Source organism: Nonomuraea sp. WAC 01424 (assembly GCF_003947315.1).
In the GTDB taxonomy this organism is placed as follows: Bacteria; Actinomycetota; Actinomycetes; order Streptosporangiales; family Streptosporangiaceae; genus Nonomuraea; species Nonomuraea spiralis.
Genome location: NZ_QHHZ01000030.1, coordinates 1 through 17,205 on the forward strand (window position 1 = coordinate 1; position 17,205 = coordinate 17,205).

The window sequence follows — 17,205 nt, forward strand, 5'->3', positions numbered from 1 at the left end:
CTGGGCACGCATCAGCCAACGCATCCTCGCGCTCAACGCCGCGATCTGGCACAACTGGAACACCGGCGCACCCGTGAAACGGTCCCTGGCTGCCTACGACCACTGACCCATATTCACATCAGCGATCTAGCCCGCTGCGGGTAAGTTGGGCCGGGTGCCGACCGCCGCGACCCCCGAGACGACCATGCCCGGCGCGCCCTCCAGGCTCGCCTGGCTCGACGCGCTGCGCGGCATCGGCGCGCTCGCGGTGGTGGCCGAGCACCTGCTGCCGTGGTTCCTGCCCGCGCTGCGGCCCTTCTGGTTCAGCCTCGGCGTCTACGGCATCCTGGTGTTCTTCCTGGTCAGCGGGTACATCATCCCGACCTCCCTGGAACGCCACGGCGACGTGCGGGCCTTTTGGACCAGCCGCTTCTTCCGCCTCTACCCGCTCTACCTGGCCGTGATCGCGCTGGTCCTGGCCGCGTCCTGGTGGGTGCCGGTGCGCGAGGGCGTGCCGCGCGACGGGAGCGCGGTCGCGGCGCACGCGACCATGCTGCTCGACGTCGTGAGCGTGGGCGGTGTGGCCGACACGATGTGGACGCTGTCGTACGAGATGGTGTTCTACCTCCTGGCCACCGCGCTGTTCATGATCAAGGCGCACGAGCGCAGCGGGCTGGTCTCCGTGTTGTTCGCCGGGGCGTCCGTCGTGGTCGGGCTGGTGGTGTCGGGCGCGGTGCTGCGCGGCGGATGGCTCGCGTACGTGTCGTGCGCGGTGTTCGCGGCCGGGCTGGCCTGCGTGGTCGGCGGCTGGTTCCGCAGGACCGCCGCGTGCGTGCTCGGCCTGATGGCGCTGGCGCTGCTGCTGCTCAGCAGCCGGGTGCCGTGGCTGGGCGCGGCCGTGGTCGCGGTGATGTTCGCGGGCACGGCGATCCACCGGTGGGAGCGCGGGCGCGGCGGGCTGTGGCCGGTCGCGGTGACCGCGGCGCTGGTGGCCGTGGCTCCCCTCTGGGCGATCGAGAGCGGCTGGTGGTGGGTCGAGCCCGACGTGTGGCTGACCACGATCGCGCTGGCGGCGGCGACGTTCGCGGGCGCGATGGCGTTGCGCGGGCGGCGGCTGCCCGCCGTGCTCACCTGGCTGGGGCTGATCAGTTACTCGCTCTACCTGGTGCACCATCCGCTGCTGAAGTACTTCGTGGAGGTCACGGGCGACCTGCGGTGGTCGCCGCTGCCGTACCAGCTCGTGATGGCCGCGCTGGCCCTGGTGCTGATCCTCGGGATCAGCGCCCTCGCCTACCACTACGTCGAACGCCCGATGCAGACGCTCGGCCGGCGCCTGTCCCGGCGCGGCGCGGGAGTGGGCGCCCAGGGCGCCGGACACGACGGGGTCCTCGATGGCGGCCTGGCCGGGGCGGTCTCCAGCACGGGCGACGGATCGGGGCACAGCGCGTAGGTCTGCACGATCTGGTCATCGGGCTCGTATCGCCAGCTCGTGAAGCGCAAGATGGTGTGCGGGTCATCGGCACGGACCCCGCTGAGCCGGGACCGCCGCGGTCGCCGGCGAGTGAGAGAAGGGCCGAGGTCATGCCGGGTGCGCTGGTGCTCATGGGGTCGGGGGAGACGAGCCCGACCATGGTCGAGGTCCACCGGGCGGTCGCGCGCGGACTGCGTCCCGGAGCCCACGCCGTGCTGCTCGACACCCCCTACGCCTTCCAGGAGAACGCCGCCGACATCTCCGCCCGTGCCCGCCGCTACTTCGCCCGCAGCGTCGGCCTGGAGGTCGAGGTGGCCACCGGCGTCACGGGAGCCGACTGGGTGTTCTCAGGGCCCGGCAGCCCCACGTACGCGCTGGACCGGTGGGCCGCCTCGGGCGTGGCCGGCGACCTGCGCGCCCGCGTACGTTCCCGGCAGGGGGTGACGGTGCTCGCCTCGGCCGCCGCCTGCACCGCGGGCCTGGCCACCGTGCCCGTGTACGAGATCTACAAGGTCGGCGCCGAACCCCACTGGCGCGAGGGCGTCGACCTGCTGGAGACGCTGGGCCTGCGGGCCGTGCTGATCCCGCACTACGACAACGCCGAGGGCGGCACCCACGACACCCGCTACTGCTACCTGGGCGAGCGGCGGTTGGCCCGGATGGAGCGGGAGCTGCCGCCGGACACCGCCGTCCTGGGGCTCGACGAGCACACCGCGCTGATCGTCGACCTGGAGTCCGAGGAGGTGCGCGTGGCGGGGCGCGGCGGCCTGACCGTACGGCGTCCGGGCTCGGTGACCGTCCTGCCCGCGGGCACCCGTACCTCCCTGGCCGCGGTCCGCGACCTGGCCGAGGGCGGGACGCCCGGAGCCGTCCCGCCGCCGCCGGACGTGGCCGGGCCCCCGGAGGACGCGGTCACGCTGGAGGAGACGATCCGGTCGTGCGAGGAGCTGTTCAAGGCCGCCGTGGCCGGGCCGGACCTGGTGGCGGCGGCGCAGCTCGTGCTCGGCCTGGAAGCCGAGATCGTCAAGTGGGCGGCCGACACCGAGGAGGACTCCGGCGGGGTCGACCAGGCCCGGGAGCTGATGCGGCTGCTGATCGCCCGGCTGGGCGAGGCCGCCGCCACCGCCCCCCTGCGCCCCCTGGTCGAACCGCTCCTCGACCTGCGCGCCGAACTGCGCGGATCTGGACGGTACGAGACGGCGGACGCGTTACGGGCGGCGATGGCGCGCGGCGGCGTCCTCGTGGAGGACACCCCGGACGGCCCCCGCTGGAGCCTGACTCCCTAGACGACCTGCTTGGCGGGGCGGCGCGGGTAAAGACACGGTAATGTGCTCTCGTCACTCGACGTGCTCGCCCGGCTACACTTGGCTCGCTGTGTCGTGCGTGCGAGACTCGGACCCATGGAAGGCGATGAGGCGATGACTGCGTTGCCCGATGACGGCTGGTTGGTCGAGCATCCGCCTCCCCAGCGTGCGAGGCTGGTGCCGTTGCCGTCCAACCTGGATGACTACACCGTCGAGGACTGGTTGAAGCTGCCTGTCACCGGGGAGCGGATCGAGTTGATCGACGGGAGTTTCGTGGTGAGTCCCATGCCCGGCTACGACCATGCGATCGCGGCCAAGCGCCTGGTCCGCATCCTTGACGACGCGTGTCCCGAAGACTGTGAAGTCGTCGAGACGGGCAACCTCCAGGTGGGTGAGGACGGCCTGATCCCTGACATCGTGGTCGGCCATGCCGAAGCGATGCTGGCCGGAGCCGTCAAACTGGAGGCGATCGACGTGTTCTGCGTCGTCGAGATCGTCAGCCCGGGCAGGGGCAGTCACCGGCGCGACTACGACATCAAGCCGCCCAAATACGCTGCCAGCGGCATTCCGGTCTTCATGCGGGTCGAGCTCCTGGGCGACGACACGCCGCGTGTCGAGGTCTTCAATCTCGGCAGGCAGGGCTACGAACTGGTGGCCGAGGCCAAGGCGGGAGACCTGCTGGAGATCGCCGAGCCCTTCCCTGTGGCCTTCGATCCGGCGGTCCTGGCTGGGCGCCGCCGAGTGTCCTAGAAGGTGCGGGCGACGCGGCGGGCGTCTTCGTCGGCCTGCTTGCGCTCGGTGTCGTACGAGCCGGTGAGCGTGGGGTGGTGGCGGATCTCCTGGACGTCGCCGATGCCCGTCCAGCGCAGCCAGTCGTTGAAGAAGGTCGACTGGAAGTCGCTGCCGAACTCCGGGCCGAGACCCGGCCCCCACACCGCGCTGGTGTAGACGACGGCGGCGCGCTTGCCGGTCAGCAGGGGCCGGTAGCCCGTCTCCGGGTGCACGTCGAAGATCATCGCCGGCTGGCTGACGACGTCGACGAACTGCTTGAGCTTGTACGGCACGCTCGCGTTCCACATGGGCACGCTGAACAGGTAGCGGTCGTAGGAGTCGAACCGCTCGAACGTCCTGATGGCCGCGGCCCACGCTTCGGCCTCCTCGCCCTCGGGCGTTCCGCCGCCGAACACCGTCATCTTGGCGCGGGCGGCGGCGGGGCCGAACTCGGGCAGGGTGCCGTCCCAGAGGTCGAACCTGTCGACGGTGTGGGTGGGGTGGGTGGCGACGTACTCCTCGACGAACGTCTCGGCGATGGCGGTCGAGATGGATTCCGTGCCGCGGGGAGAGGCGGAGATGTGCAGCAACCTGGACATGGCGCGAGCCTTTCTGGACTGTGGTCCGTTTGACGTTGCCAACGATACGGACTGCGGTCCACTTGGTCAAGGTCGCGCGAGGGTGCGGTGGGGCGCGGTGGGGCGTGCGGGACTCCGGGGCGATGGTGAGGTCGGCGACTGTGCCGCCGGGCGCGGATTGTGGCGCACGGCGGGGTTCAGTCAATACGTCAGCGGCGGGGCGGATCGATGCGGGTGCCGTCCAGGGTGAAGATCATGAGGCGGGAGAGGTCCACCGCGACCTTCGCGGCGTCGCCCGCGCGCCACATCGGCCGGCTCCCCAGCCGGACGATCAGGTCGGAGCGGCGGTGGAAGCCGCTGCCCACGTTCTGGCCGACCTGCTCCTGCTCCTCCCGCTCCTCGTTCCGCTGGGAGAAGAGGCGGCGCACCATCCCGGTCAGTCCGCCTGCGCCGTTGCGCTCGCCGTTCATGCGGGCGCGCGGGTCCGGCGGCTCGGGCACCGGTACGGCCGGCATGCCGCACTCCAGGTAGGCCAGCCACTCGTGCCCGTGGTACTCCAGCGCCCGTACCCGCCCGTAGAACGACGGCCCCTCGTACGACTCCGGCACCGGCGCCAGCCCGTCCGGACGCATGCCGACCAGCACCTGCCCGCCCGTGTGCTGAGAGATCGCGTACGCCCTGGGATCGCTCCAGGGCATCGTGAGCCGGTGCGGGCCGAAGTCGAGCATGACATACTGGTTCTGCGGCGTTCTGACACCGGCCGCCAACAGGTTCAACTGCTGAGAGTTGAGGAAGGCCGCCACGAACGCCGTCGCTGGATCGTTGTAAATCTGGGCCGGAGTGCCGACGTCCTGAAGGACGCCGCGATTCAAGATCGCGATCCGGTCGGCCAGGGTGAGCGCCTCGACCTGGTCGTGCGTGACGTAGATCGTGGTCACCCCGAGTGACCTGACCAGGGCGCTGATCTCCATGCGGAGTTCGGTGCGCATGCCGGCGTCGAGGTTCGACAGCGGCTCGTCCATGAGGAAGAGCTTCGGCTGCCGGACGATCGCCCGGCCCATCGCCACGCGCTGCCGCTGGCCGCCCGACAGTGTGCCGGGGCGGCGGTCGAGCGTCTCGTCGATGTGCAGCACCTTGGACAGCTCGGTGACGCGGTCGCGCACCATCGCCGGGTCCGACTTGGCGATCTCCAGGGGGAAGGCGATGTTCCCGCGTACGGTCCGGTGCGGGTAGAGCGCACCGTTCTGGAACACCATGGCCACGTCGCGGTCGCGCGGTGGCAGGTGGTTGGCGAGCTGGCCGTCCAGCCAGAGATCACCTTCGGTGATCTCCTCCAGGCCGGCGATCATCCGCAACAACGTGGACTTGCCGCAACCGGAAGGCCCGAGGAGGACGAGGAACTCGCCATCCTCGGCCTGAAGGCTCAGCCGGTCGACTGCCAGGTAGTCGCCCGGATACACCTTGGTCACTTTGTCGAGAACGACCGAGCTCATGGGCCCACACCTTGCACGCGTGTCACCTGTGACGAGGCTGATTGATGAGGTAGTACATCGCGCCTTAACGCCGCATGTCCACCCTTGACATAAAGAATCTCTCCCGCAGGTGTTTCGGCCGGGGGTTTTAGGCGGCCGAATACCCAGAAATCCGGATACGAGGTGCATGGAAGGGCTTGCGTAAACTTGCGGCAAGGGCTTTCATGGTGCGGGAACTCGGGGGGAAATCCATGAACAAGTGGTGGCGTGACGCCGTGATCTACCAGGTCTACGTGCGCAGCTTCGCCGACGGCAACGGCGACGGCGTAGGCGACCTGATCGGCGTCCGCGATCGCCTGCCGTACTTGGTGGAGCTCGGGGTGGACGCCGTCTGGCTGACGCCCTTCTACACCTCTCCGATGGCCGACTTCGGCTACGACGTGGCCGACTACCGGGACGTCGACCCGCTGTTCGGCTCCCTGGCCGACGCCAAGGCGCTCATCGACGAGGCGCACGGCCATGGCCTGCGCGTCATCGTGGACGTCGTACCGAACCACACCTCCTCGGCGCACGCGTGGTTCCAGGCCGCGCTGCGCGGCGAGCGACGCGATCGTTACATCTTCCGCGACCAGCCCAACGACTGGGAGTCCATCTTCGGCGGCCCCGCCTGGACCCAGGTCGAGGACGGGCAGTGGTACCTGCACCTGTTCGACCCCGCCCAGCCGGACCTCAACTGGGACGACCACGAGGTGCACGGCGAGTTCGAGTCGATCCTGCGGTTCTGGCTCGACCTGGGCGTGGACGGCTTCCGCGTCGACGTGGCGCACGGCATGGTCAAACCGCGCGACCTGCCCGACATCGGCCATCCGAACCAGACCAGGATGATCGGCCGGGAGCCGGTGCCGTACTTCGACAACGACGGCGTGCACGAGATCCACCGGGCGTGGCGGCGCGTGCTCGACTCCTACCCCGGCGAGCGCATCGGCGTGGCCGAGGCGTGGGCGCCCACCGCCGAACGCCTGGCCATGTACGTACGGCCCGACGAGCTCCACCAGGCCTTCAACTTCCACTACCTGTTCACTCCGTGGGACGCCGCCGCGCTGCGCGAGGTGATCGACTCCTCGCTCGCCACAGCCGGGTCGGTGGGCGCGCCCACCACCTGGGTGTTGTCGAACCACGACGTCAAGCGGCACGTCACCCGCTACGGCAGCCTGGCCAGAGCCCGCGCCGCCGCGCTGCTGACGCTCGCGCTCCCCGGCTCGGCCTACGTCTACCAGGGCGAGGAGCTGGGCCTTCCCGAGGTGCTCGACCTGCCGGATGAGGTGTGCCAGGACCCGCAGCGGCTGCGCGACCCCGACAGCGGGCGCGACGGCTGCCGCGTGCCGCTGCCCTGGACCCGCGAGCTCGGCTGGCGCGACCCGTGGTTGCCGATCCCGGCGAGCTGGGCCGACCTCAGCGTCCAGGCCCAGGACGGCGCCACGGGCTCGACCCTGGAGCTCTACCGCGCCGCGCTGCGCCTGCGCCGCACCCTGGAAGGCGACCTGGTCTGGCACGACTCGCCCGAGGGCACGCTGGTCTTCTCCCGCGGCGACGTGCTGTGCACCGTCAACCTGACCGGCGCGCCCGTCGACTTCGGCGTCGAGGGAGAGCCGCTGCTCGCCTCGGATGTCCCCGGAGCAGCCGATTCGGCCGCGTGGTGGAAAGTAAAGTGTGTTCCATGAACGGTCACGCTCGCCTAGCCGACATCGCCGCCCAGGCCGGGGTGAGTGAGGCCACGGTCAGCCGGGTGCTCAACGGCAAACCCGGGGTCTCGGCCGGCACCCGCCAGGCGGTGATGGCGGCCCTCGACCTCATGGGCTACGAGCGGCCGCCCCGGCTCCGGCAGCGCAGCAACGGGCTCATCGGGCTGGTGACGCCCGAGCTGGACAACCCGATCTTCCCCGCGTTCGCGCAGGCCATCGAGAAGGCGCTGACCCAGCACGGCTACACGCCCGTGTTGTGCACCCAGCTCCCCGGCGGCGCGCCCGAGGACGAGTTCACCGAGCTGCTGGTCGACCGTGGCGTGAGCGGTATCGTCTTCGTCTCCGGCCTGCACGCCGACACCACCGCCCGGATGGACCGCTACACCCGCCTGACCGACCGCGGCCTGCCGATCGTGCTGGTCGACGGCTACAGCGAGCACATCGACGCGCCCTTCATCTCGCCCGACGACCGCCTCGCGGCCCGGCTGGCCGTGCAGCACCTGGTCGACCTCGGCCATGAACGCGTCGGGCTCGCGCTCGGGCCGCGCAGGTTCGTCCCGGTGATCAGGAAGATCGAGGGTTACAAGCAGGCCATGGCCCACCTGCTCGGCGCCACCGACGTGGATGACCTGATCTCCCACTCGCTGTTCTCGGTCGAGGGCGGGCAGGCGGCCGCCGCGCAGCTCCTCGCCCGCGGGTGCACGGGCATCGTGTGCGCGAGCGACCTCATGGCGCTGGGCGCGATCCGGGCGTGCCGGCAGAAGGGGCTGGCGGTGCCGGGCGACGTGTCGGTGGTCGGGTTCGACGACTCGCCGCTGATCGCGTTCACCGACCCGCCGCTGACCACCGTGCGCAAGCCGATCGGGGCGATGGCGTCCGCCGCCGTGCAGACGCTGCTGGAGGAGATCAACGGCGCGCCGGCCAAGCACGTCGAGCTGATCTTCCAGCCGGAGCTCGTCGTCCGCGGCTCCACGGGCTCCGGGCCGCTGGTGAACCGCTGATCCGCCGGTTCGTCCTCGAAGGGTTGATCGAACGTTGATGCGCGACGTGCTGGTCCTCGGCGGCGCCGGGGTGGACACCACGGTGTACGTGCCGACGTTGCCGCTGCCGTACCGGGACACCTACCACGTGCCTCCCGTCGTCGACCGCATCGGCAACACGGGAGCCGGGGTCGCCCTCGGCTGCCGTGCGCTGGGCCTCGACGTGGCGTTCGCCGACCTCATCGGCGACGACCCGCAGGGCGCGCTGATCAGGCACGCGCTGCGCGATGTCGACTGCAGGTGGGGGACGGCCGAGGCGGGCACGCGGCGCAGCGTCCTGCTCGTCGGGCCCGACGGGCGCCGTACGTCCCTCCACGACCCCAAGGTCACCCCGGGGGAGCGCCTGCCCCGTGAGCTGTACGCCGGCCTGCGCGCCAGGCACGTCCACATCTCGATCATGGACTTCTGCCGCCACGTCTACCCGGACCTCGACGGCGTACCCATCTCCACCGACCTGCACGACTGGGACGGCGTCGCCGACTACCAGAAGGACTTCGCCTACCGCTCCGACCTGGTCTTCCTCTCGGCCACCGCCCTGCCGGACCCGGCTGCCACGATGCGCGGCATCCTGGACAGGGGGCGTGCCCACACGGTCGTCTGCACCCGGGGCGCGGACGGCTGCCTCGTCCTGACCCGCGACTCGCCGGCCGTACAGGCCTTTCCCGCCGTACCTCTGCCCGGGGCGGTGGCCGACAGCAACGGCGCGGGCGACGCCTTCGTCTCCGGCTTCCTGTACGGCACCTTGAACGGATACCCGCTGCCCGAACGCGTCAGACTGGGCGCCATCGCCGGTGCCCACGCCTGCACGGTCGAGGGCACCCACGAATCCCCCATCCCAGAAGACCTCCTCCTCACCCGGGCATCCGGGCAGCCTTGGTGAGCGTCTGGCCGTACGGGGTGGGCCGCGGTTCACCGAACGACACCGGCCATCTGCTCGCCACGGGAGAGGTGGGGGCCGGGGGCCGCCTCCGTCCCCGCGCTTTGGTGGGGCCAGAGGCCGAAGCCCGGACCTGCACGCCGAAGCTCGGGCCATATGCCACTGTCCGATCCTTGTGTCGCGCTTGGCCGTGCACCGTAGCTCGGGTCCTGCGCCGAACGCCCGGCCGGGCACCGGAGCTCGGGCCGAACCTTGAGCCGGGGCCTGTACCGAACACGGGCCCCAGCCTTGAACGTCGGGCCCAGCCTTGAACGTCGGGCCCAGCCTTGAACGTCGGGCCCAGCCTTGAACGTCGGGCGCGGCCTTGGACGTCGGCCCCGGCCTTGAACGTCAGGCCCTGTGGCGAAGGCGGGGCCGCGTGTTGAAACTCGGGCCGGATGGCGAACACCGACTCGCGGTCCGCCCACAACCTGGTTCGAGGTCCATAACCCGAGACGTGGCCCACATCCTGGGACGTGGTCGAACGGCCAGCCTGTGCGCCGGGCCCTAGGCGATGGGTGTTACGGCCTGTGCCTGGGGGCCGGCGGTCGTCAGCCGCAGGGGAACGTGGCCTCGTCCACCTGGCCGGTGCTCCACACTGCCCTGAAGGCGCTCGACGTGCTGCCATGGCAGGTGTAGATGGCCGTGACGATCCCGACGCCGTTGCCCCCGCTGAAGACCTGCGTGCCGTTACGGAAGATCTTGACGAACAGCTGGTGATCCTCGGTCTCGGGGACACACTCGCCCTGGGCGATCACCCGTGCGGGCGCCGCGGTCGTGAACGTCAGGTCATGAACGGCGAACCCGCACTTGACCCCCACCGCCGAGCCCGCGGCCTGAGCAGGTACCCCTTGACCGGCGACGACCAGCCCCATCGCCCCGGCAGCGGCCAGCACAAGAGCCGCCGCACGGCGCCGCCCAGCACCTGATCGACGTTCTGACATAAGCATTCCTTCCATCGTGCGAACCGGAACCGACACCTCGCCGGCGCCACCTGGAAGGCGTTCCAAATCGTTCCACCCCGCGCCGAGCCCCGCCCCACGCACGAACGCACACCACCCTGAGCCCAGAAGCCCCAGCCCAGCACCCACAGCCCAGAACCACAGCACTCAGCCACCCACCACCCGTGCAGCCCCGCCCCCTGGACACCGGCCCGTCATGAGCACTACTCCGCTTGGGCACTGGCCCGGCTCGGGCGCCGACACAGCTTGGGTACTCAGCTAGAGCACGGACCCGTAAAGCACGGACCCGGCTTGAGTGTCGGCTTAGCTTGCGGCACTGGCTGGGGTCGGCACCGGCAACGGCCTCCACGCCGGTCGAGGCACAGCTCCAGCACGGGCCCGCCTGCGGCCACGGCATGACACCGGTTCACGCCCAGGCCCGCGCCCCAGGCCCCCGTCCCTCAGCCCAAGCCCAAGCCCAAGCCGGGACCCAAGCTCATGCCCAGGCCGGGCATGGCCCTGTGCGGCTCGGCGCGGCCTCGGGTACGGCCCTGGGGCGACCGCTTGGCGTGACAGCGTCTCCGAACACCTGTACAGACTCGGGCAAAGGCCCCTTCTTTGCCTCAACCCATGCAGCGAGCGGTCAGCTCACCTCCTTGCGGATCACCCGGATGCTCCCCGCCACCAGAGGAGCGACGATCCACACCGTCGCCGACACCGCAAGCCGGGCGGCGTCACCTCCGGTGAGCTGCCCGTTCAGCAGCGGATCGGTGGTGTGGTTCAGGTCGAGCCATCCGGCCGCAGTCGCCCCCGTGTCCCCGAGTTGTGCGACGGCGCTCCACACCACCGAGTTCGACAGGCAGATCACGATCGCGGCCGGAGCGTTCAGCAGCAACATGCCCATGCCCAGCCCCTCCGCCGCGGTGAGCGCCGTCGTGACGGCCAGCCCCAGAACGGCTCCCGGCGAGACCTCCCAAACGGCAGGAACGTCGCGGACCGCACTCGCCACCGCCGTCACGGGAAGCGCCACCAGCAGCGCGACCAGCGGCGCTGCCAAGGCCACGACCAGCGGCGGAAGGCACTTGGCCACCAGTACGCGACCACGCCGAGGCTCCAGCGCGAACGTGGTCAACGCCGTACGCTGACTCCACTCGCCGGTCATCGTGAGGATCGCGAGCACGGGCAGCAAGGTTCCGTACCCGAGCCCGGCCGTGCCCGCCAGGAGGCTCAGGTGCGGCTCCGCAGCCGTGGCGCGCCCCGCGATCGCCACGACGGACAACGTGAGCATGATCGCGGCGATGGCCCGCCCACTCCGCGTGTCGACGAGCTTGCGCGACTCCACGATCAGCACCCTGCGAAAGGGAACGGCACTCATCCCCGCCCCCCATCCGCGGAGCCGGCCGTCGCCCGCCCACTCCGCGTGGCAGCGGCCGTCGCCTGCCCACTGCCTCCAGCACTGTCCGTGGCGAGACCTCGGCGTGCGGCGGTGCCCGTGGTGTGAGCTCGGTCCGCGGCGGTGGTCAGGGTCAGGAAGGTCTGTTCCAGGCTTCCGTGCCGGGCGAGCTCGGCGATCGTGCCCTGGGCCAGCACCTGGCCGTGGCCGATCACCACGATGTGGTCGGCGACCAGTTCCACCTCGTGCAGCAGGTGGGAGCTGAGCAGCACCGCGCACCCCGCCCCGGCCAGCTCACGCAGCAGGCCGCGCAGCCACTGGATGCCCTGGGGATCGAGCCCGTTGGCGGGCTCGTCGAGCACGAGCACCTCGGGACGTCCGAGCAGCGCATGGCCGATGCCGAGCCGCTGCCGCATCCCCAGCGAGTACCGGCCGACGACCCGCTTGCTCTCCTTGCCGGTCAGGCCGACCAGGTCGAGCACCTCGGCGACGCGCGACCTGGGCAGGCCGAGCATGATCGCGCCGAGTGTCAGGACCTCGCGCCCGGTGCGGCCGGGATGCTGGGCGGTGGCGTCGAGCAGCGTGCCGACGCGGAACGCCGGGCGGTCCAGCTCGGCGTAGGGCCGGCCCAGCACGGTGGCCGAACCCGACGTCGGCCGCGACAGCCCTGCCAGGACGCGCAGCGCCGTCGACTTGCCCGCCCCGTTGGGGCCGAGGAACCCGGTGACGCTCCCGGCAGCAACGGTGAAGGACACGTCATCGAGCGCCTTCACGTCTTTGTAGACCTTGGTGAGATGGCTGAATTCGATCACGGGTCAAGTCCATCGGTCACCTGGGCGGCCCGGCATCGGATCGGCGGCCACACCGATGGCGACCCAGGTCTACAAGGCTGTCGACCCTGGTCGATATGGTCGCCTTTGTGCGATTCCCTAAGGTGGGAGCCGTGCATGACCTCATCGAGCATCCACCGGACAGGGCGGGGCCCGCGCTGCGTTACCTGGTCGCCGCCGTGCCGGTGCTGCTCAGTGGCCTGCTGCTGATCGCGCGTACCGACCCGCCGCCGACGCCGCTGCTGATCGACCTGGGCATCGGGGTGCTCGCGCTGCCCCTCCTGCGGTTGCGGCACCGCCTGCCGTGGCAGCTCGCGCTGGTCACCGCTGGGCTGACCGCGGTCTCGCTCGCCGCCGTGGGGGTCGCCGCGGTCGCGTACGCGTCCCTGTGTGTACGCGGACGATGGCGGCAGGTGGCACCGGTCGCGGTCGTGTTCTGGCTGAGCCAGGTGGTGTACTCCCGCTGGCAGGGCACGGTGGCGTACATGGTCCTGTACGGCGCCGTCACCGCCCTCGCCATCGGCGCGCTGACCGCCTTCGCGCTGTACGTGCGCGGGCGCCGCGAGCTGGCCGCCGCCCGCCGGGCCGCCGAACTGGCCGAGCAGCGTCAGCGGGTACGGCAGGCCAGGCTGGGCGAACGCCTGAAGATCGCCCAGGAGATGCACGACGTGCTGGCCCATCGGATCTCGCTGCTGGCGATGCTCGCCGGCGGGCTGGCCCACCGCAGGGACCTGCCGGCCGAGGAGACGCGGGAGGTCGCGCTCGCGATCCAGGAGAACGCGCACCAGTCGCTCACCGAACTGCGCGCCGTGCTGGGCACGCTCCGCCATGACGGCGACGGCACCGAGCCGCCCCAGCCGACCCTCGCCCACCTGGACGCGCTGTTCGAGGAGGTACGCGCCGCCGGGCAGCGCGTAGAGGTGGACGACACCATCGACGGACGCGAACGACTGCCCGCACGGACGGGACGGCACGCGTACCGCATCGTGCAAGAGGCGCTGACCAACGCGCGCAAGCACGCGCCCGGCACGCGCGTGACGGCCGAACTCACCGGACGGCCGGGCGACGGGCTGCGCATCCGGGTGAGCAACCCCGCCCCCTACGGGACGTCGCCGGGCCCGGGCGGCCGGCTGGGCCTGGCCGGCCTGGCCGAACGCACCTGGATGGCCGGCGGCGCGATCAGTCACGGGCTTCATGACGGGCGCTTCGTGCTCGACGCCCGCCTGCCGTGGGAGGCCTGACATGATCCGCGTCGTGATCGTGGACGACGACCCGATGGTACGCACCGGCCTGCGGCTCATCCTCGGCGGCGAACCCGACCTGGACCTCGTCGGCGAGGCCGGGGACGGGCGTGAGGCCATGCGGGTGATTCGCGAGCTGCGCCCGGATGTGGTGCTGATGGACATCAGGATGCCCGTCCAGGACGGGCTGGTGACCACGGAGCTGCTGCTGTCCAGGCCGGACCCGCCACGGGTGCTGGTGCTCACCACCTTCGACGCCGACGACATGGTGCTGCGCGCGCTGCGGCTGGGCGCCGGCGGGTTCCTGCTCAAGGACACGCCCCCGGCGAAGATGATCGAGGCGGTGCGCGCCGTCGCGAACGGCGAGCCGGTGCTCTCGCCGAGCGTCACACACCAGGTAATCGCTGCGGCCACCGGCGGGCACGACCCGGACGCGCGACGGGACCTGGCCCGCCTCACCGAACGCGAGCGCGAGGTCGCGATCGAGCTGGCCCGCGGCAGCTCGAACGCCGAGATCGCCGAACGCCTCTACGTGAGCGTGGCCACCGTCAAGGCGAACATCACCCGCATCTTCGCCAAACTGGGCACGGACAACCGGGTTCTCGTCGCCATGAAGGTGCGCGATGCCGGATTGCTGTGAAGTCCCGCTAGATTTCAAGACAAAAGCCATTGATTGTGAGGGAAGAGTGTCGGACGAACGCGGCCCGCAGGCCACGAGTCGAAGAGCGCGGCCCTTTGGGCGCATGTTCGCGCTGGCCATAGTGGTCCTCCTCGTGGATCAGGCGTCGAAGTTCTGGGCGGTCTCGGCGCTCTCCGACGGCACGGAGATCACCGTGATCCCGCGGCTGCTCCAACTGCGGCTGCTGCTGAACCCCGGTGCCGCGTTCTCGATGGGCGAGGGTGTGACCTGGGTGTTCACCCTGGCGGCGGCCGCGGCGGTCGCCGGCATCCTCTACGCCGCGCGTCGGCTGCGCTCGGCGGTCTGGGCCGTCGTGCTGGGCGCGCTGCTCGGCGGGGCCACCTCCCATCTGCTCGACCGCCTCTTCCGTCCGCCCGCCTTCGCCCAGGGGCATGTGGTGGACTTCATCGACTACGGCGGGCTGTTCGTCGGCAACGTCGCCGACATCGCCCTCACCGGCGGGTGTGCCGTCCTGTTCCTGCTCAGCATCCGCGGCATCCCTCTCGGAGACACCCCCGACGAGGGACGCCCTGCCTCAGCGGAGAACCCTGCCTGACCGGTGTGGGGTGCCCGGCTTCCCTGAGCGGCGTCGTCATGGTCGAGGGGCGACGTGCCAGATCGTGTTCCCGGCGTCGTCGGCGACCAATAAACGGCCGTTCTTGCCCGTGATCACGCCTACCGGCCGGCCGTACGTGGTGCTCTCGTCCGGGGCGGGCTTGAAGCCGGTGAGGAAGTCCTGGGGCTTGCCGCTGGGCATGCCGTCCTTGAAGGGCACGTAGACCACCTTGTAGCCCACAGGATCGCCCCGGTTCCATGAGCCGTGTTCGGTGATGAAGGCTCCTCCGCGGTAGCGCTCGGGGAACGCGGGGCTCTCGGCGAAGGCCAGGCCGAGAGGAGCCGTGTGGGCGCCCAGGGCGTAGTCGGGCCGCAGGGCACGGGCCACCAGGTCGGGGCGCTGCGGCTGGACCCGGTCGTCGACGTGGCGCCCCCAATAACTCCAGGGCCAGCCGTAGAAGTCGCCGGGGCGTACGCGCGTGAGGTAGTCGGGGGAGGCGTCGTCGCCCAGGAGGTCGCGTTCGTTGACGACTGTCCAGAGCGTCTTGGAGTGGGGTTCGATGCCCAGACCGTTGGGGTTTCTGAGGCCGGAGGCCAGGGTGCGTTCTCCGCTGCCGTCGGGGTTGATCTCCAGGACGGCGGCTCGTCGTCGCTCTGCCTCCATTCCGTACTCGCCCACGTTGCTGGACGAGCCGACCGTGACGTAGAGCTTGGTGCCGTCCGCGGAGGCGAAGAGGTTGCGGGTCCAGTGGTTGTTGTAGCCGCCGGCCGGCAGGTCGAGGATCTTCTTCCCAGTGCCGGTGACGCGGGTTTCGCCCAGCTTGTACGGAAAACGCCAGACGCCGTCCGTGCCGGCGACGTAGAAGGCCGCCTCGGTGCCGTTCGCGGCCGACGGGCTCAGCGCGTACGGCGGTGACGCGGCCAGCAAGGCCATTCCGAACGGCTGGTTGAGGTTCTCCAGGAACACGCTGCGGAAGTCGGCCACGCCGTCACCGTCGGTGTCGCGCAGCAGCGTGATCCGGTTGGCGCTGCGTTCGGTGGTCGAGCCGTCGTTGCGGCGCAGCCAGTAGAACAACTGCATGATCGGGGACCCGGGATCCTTGGGCAGGGTGGCCGACTCGGCCACGAGCACGTCGCCGTTGGGCAGCTCGTAGAGCCAGCGCGGATGCTCCAGCTCGCCGGCGAACCGGGTGACCGCGAACCCGTCGGGCCCGGTCGGCGCCCTGCCGGAGGGCCAGCCGACGACGTCGGGGGCGTTGACCTTGGGAATGGGGAACGTCTCACGCTCCCCGAGCTGGGGTTCTGCGCCCAGCTGTGTGGCAGTCTGCGGAGCGCCGCCCCGGTTCACGGCGTAGACGGCGCCGGCCGCCGCGAGGGCCACCAGGAGCAGGAGCACGAGCAAAGCCCGGAGCAGGATCCGGGGGCCTGCGCGGCGCGGCGTGGTCGCGGGCGCGGTCAGATCGGAGGTCGTAGACACCGGCTGGTCTCCCCGTGAACGGTTGACGATTGTCGGATGAGTGGATGGCACGCGAGAAGGGCAGCCAAGAATCGCTCTCCTCTCGGATAAGCTGTCCCGAGTTAACGGCCGTTAGATTTCTAACATGTGTTAAGCGCGAGGTCAACGTTGGTGCTCACCCGTCACAAGATCCTGGAAGCCGGGCTGGAGGTCCTCGAGAAGGACGGCGCCCACGGAATCAGCATGCGTAAGCTGGCCAAACGTCTCGATGTGACGGCGACGGCGATCTACCACTACTTCGACGGACGCGAGTCCCTGCTCGAAGCCATCGTCGACGAGGTGTGCAGCAAGATCGTCTCGCAGGCTCCCCGTGAAGGTGGATGGAAGGAACAGCTCCGCGGGCTCATGATCTCCATGGTCAGTCAGTCGCTGGAGCACCCCCGGGCCTCGGTCTGGTCCATCACCACCTATGCGCGGCGCGCGCCGGTGATGAGCCTCCAGGAGGCCATCTTCGGAATCCTGCTGGAGGCGGGATTCCCCCCTGACCGGGCCGATCACGTGAAGGGGGCGGTGCTGCGCGTGTGCGTCGGGCACCTCGTCCTGCACGAGGCCGCGGCCAGGGACTGGACCGAGCTTCCCGCCGACAGGTATCCGCACTTCCACGCGGTCGAGGCCGCTCGGCTGCAGGCCGACCAGGTCGAACACTTCAAGTTCGCGCTGGACGCGGTGCTCGCCGGATTGCCAGAACCGAACCAGGGTGACGACCCTACTGCCTGACCGTCTGCGAAGCCCCGGCTCGTCGCGGAGCGTGACCGTCCCTGCGCTCTCGGATATCAC

16 protein-coding genes are annotated in these 17,205 nt (G+C 70.5%); 10 read left to right on the top strand and 6 right to left on the bottom strand.

All coding sequences use genetic code 11. The annotated features are described in order from the left end of the window. The first annotated feature begins 154 nt into the window (after nucleotides 1–154). The 3 genes from DMB42_RS50185 to DMB42_RS50195 all read left to right on the top strand — a co-directional run bounded on the left by DMB42_RS50185 (nucleotide 155) and on the right by DMB42_RS50195 (nucleotide 3,504). Nucleotides 155–1,429 (top strand): acyltransferase, encoded by a 1,275-nt coding sequence (locus tag DMB42_RS50185; RefSeq protein WP_260478405.1) that lies wholly within the window; start codon nucleotides 155–157, stop codon nucleotides 1,427–1,429. A gap of 131 nt (nucleotides 1,430–1,560) precedes the next feature. Further along, entirely contained in the window at nucleotides 1,561–2,736 is a 1,176-nt protein-coding gene (locus DMB42_RS50190; RefSeq protein WP_125648591.1) for a hypothetical protein, read from the top strand. Between the two features lie 114 nt (nucleotides 2,737–2,850). Then, the gene (locus DMB42_RS50195) at nucleotides 2,851–3,504 is read left to right on the top strand and encodes a Uma2 family endonuclease (RefSeq protein ID WP_125648594.1); all 654 of its coding nucleotides are present in this window, start codon (nucleotides 2,851–2,853) and stop codon (nucleotides 3,502–3,504) included. Here the strand turns inward: DMB42_RS50195 and DMB42_RS50200 are convergent. Both DMB42_RS50200 and DMB42_RS50205 read right to left on the bottom strand, forming a co-directional pair. Continuing rightward, nucleotides 3,501–4,124, bottom strand: a complete 624-nt coding sequence (locus DMB42_RS50200) for an FMN-dependent NADH-azoreductase (RefSeq protein WP_125648597.1) — start codon at nucleotides 4,122–4,124, stop codon at nucleotides 3,501–3,503. The genes DMB42_RS50195 and DMB42_RS50200 overlap by 4 nt on opposite strands. Nucleotides 4,125–4,312: 188 nt before the next feature. After that, the gene (locus DMB42_RS50205) at nucleotides 4,313–5,596 is read right to left on the bottom strand and encodes an ABC transporter ATP-binding protein (protein ID WP_125648600.1); all 1,284 of its coding nucleotides are present in this window, start codon (nucleotides 5,594–5,596) and stop codon (nucleotides 4,313–4,315) included. Nucleotides 5,597–5,826: 230 nt separating this feature from the next. Between DMB42_RS50205 and DMB42_RS50210 the strand changes: the two genes are divergently transcribed. The 3 genes from DMB42_RS50210 to DMB42_RS50220 are packed head-to-tail and all read left to right on the top strand — an operon-like array spanning nucleotide 5,827 to nucleotide 9,237. Beyond that, nucleotides 5,827–7,296, top strand: coding sequence for a glycoside hydrolase family 13 protein (locus DMB42_RS50210; RefSeq protein WP_260478406.1), 1,470 nt, complete (start codon nucleotides 5,827–5,829; stop codon nucleotides 7,294–7,296). Next, nucleotides 7,293–8,318: a LacI family DNA-binding transcriptional regulator gene (locus tag DMB42_RS50215; RefSeq protein WP_125648606.1), complete on the top strand. Its 1,026-nt coding sequence runs from the start codon at nucleotides 7,293–7,295 to the stop codon at nucleotides 8,316–8,318. The genes DMB42_RS50210 and DMB42_RS50215 overlap by 4 nt, the downstream gene beginning before the upstream one ends. Nucleotides 8,319–8,355: 37 nt before the next feature. After that, a complete protein-coding gene (locus tag DMB42_RS50220; protein ID WP_125648609.1) occupies nucleotides 8,356–9,237 on the top strand; it encodes a carbohydrate kinase family protein in 882 nt (293 codons plus the stop codon). A gap of 587 nt (nucleotides 9,238–9,824) precedes the next feature. Here the strand turns inward: DMB42_RS50220 and DMB42_RS50225 are convergent. The 3 genes from DMB42_RS50225 to DMB42_RS50235 form a co-directional block, all read right to left on the bottom strand. Next, nucleotides 9,825–10,217 (bottom strand): hypothetical protein, encoded by a 393-nt coding sequence (locus DMB42_RS50225; protein WP_125648612.1) that lies wholly within the window; start codon nucleotides 10,215–10,217, stop codon nucleotides 9,825–9,827. Nucleotides 10,218–10,857: 640 nt separating this feature from the next. Continuing rightward, nucleotides 10,858–11,589: an ABC transporter permease gene (locus DMB42_RS50230; RefSeq protein ID WP_125648615.1), complete on the bottom strand. Its 732-nt coding sequence runs from the start codon at nucleotides 11,587–11,589 to the stop codon at nucleotides 10,858–10,860. After that, on the bottom strand, nucleotides 11,586–12,419 hold the full coding sequence (locus DMB42_RS50235; protein ID WP_125648618.1) for an ABC transporter ATP-binding protein: 834 nt from the start codon (nucleotides 12,417–12,419) through the stop codon (nucleotides 11,586–11,588). Before DMB42_RS50235 ends, DMB42_RS50230 begins: the two co-directional genes overlap by 4 nt. Nucleotides 12,420–12,550: 131 nt before the next feature. On the opposite strand from DMB42_RS50235, the gene DMB42_RS50240 reads away from it, so the two are divergent. From DMB42_RS50240 to DMB42_RS50250, 3 genes are all read left to right on the top strand, one after another. Beyond that, nucleotides 12,551–13,678, top strand: a complete 1,128-nt coding sequence (locus DMB42_RS50240; protein ID WP_185845294.1) for a sensor histidine kinase — start codon at nucleotides 12,551–12,553, stop codon at nucleotides 13,676–13,678. Nucleotide 13,679: 1 nt separating this feature from the next. After that, nucleotides 13,680–14,318: a response regulator transcription factor gene (locus tag DMB42_RS50245; RefSeq protein WP_125648624.1), complete on the top strand. Its 639-nt coding sequence runs from the start codon at nucleotides 13,680–13,682 to the stop codon at nucleotides 14,316–14,318. Nucleotides 14,319–14,421: 103 nt separating this feature from the next. Next, nucleotides 14,422–14,913 carry a signal peptidase II gene (locus tag DMB42_RS50250; protein ID WP_125648627.1) on the top strand — a complete coding sequence of 164 codons (492 nt, stop codon included), beginning with the start codon at nucleotides 14,422–14,424 and terminating at the stop codon, nucleotides 14,911–14,913. Between the two features lie 36 nt (nucleotides 14,914–14,949). Here DMB42_RS50250 and DMB42_RS50255 read toward each other — a convergent pair whose 3' ends face one another. Next, nucleotides 14,950–16,389 carry a sorbosone dehydrogenase family protein gene (locus tag DMB42_RS50255; protein WP_221762728.1) on the bottom strand — a complete coding sequence of 480 codons (1,440 nt, stop codon included), beginning with the start codon at nucleotides 16,387–16,389 and terminating at the stop codon, nucleotides 14,950–14,952. Nucleotides 16,390–16,539: 150 nt separating this feature from the next. On the opposite strand from DMB42_RS50255, the gene DMB42_RS50260 reads away from it, so the two are divergent. Further along, nucleotides 16,540–17,145, top strand: a complete 606-nt coding sequence (locus DMB42_RS50260; RefSeq protein ID WP_260478411.1) for a TetR/AcrR family transcriptional regulator — start codon at nucleotides 16,540–16,542, stop codon at nucleotides 17,143–17,145. Nucleotides 17,146–17,205 lie beyond the last annotated feature (60 nt).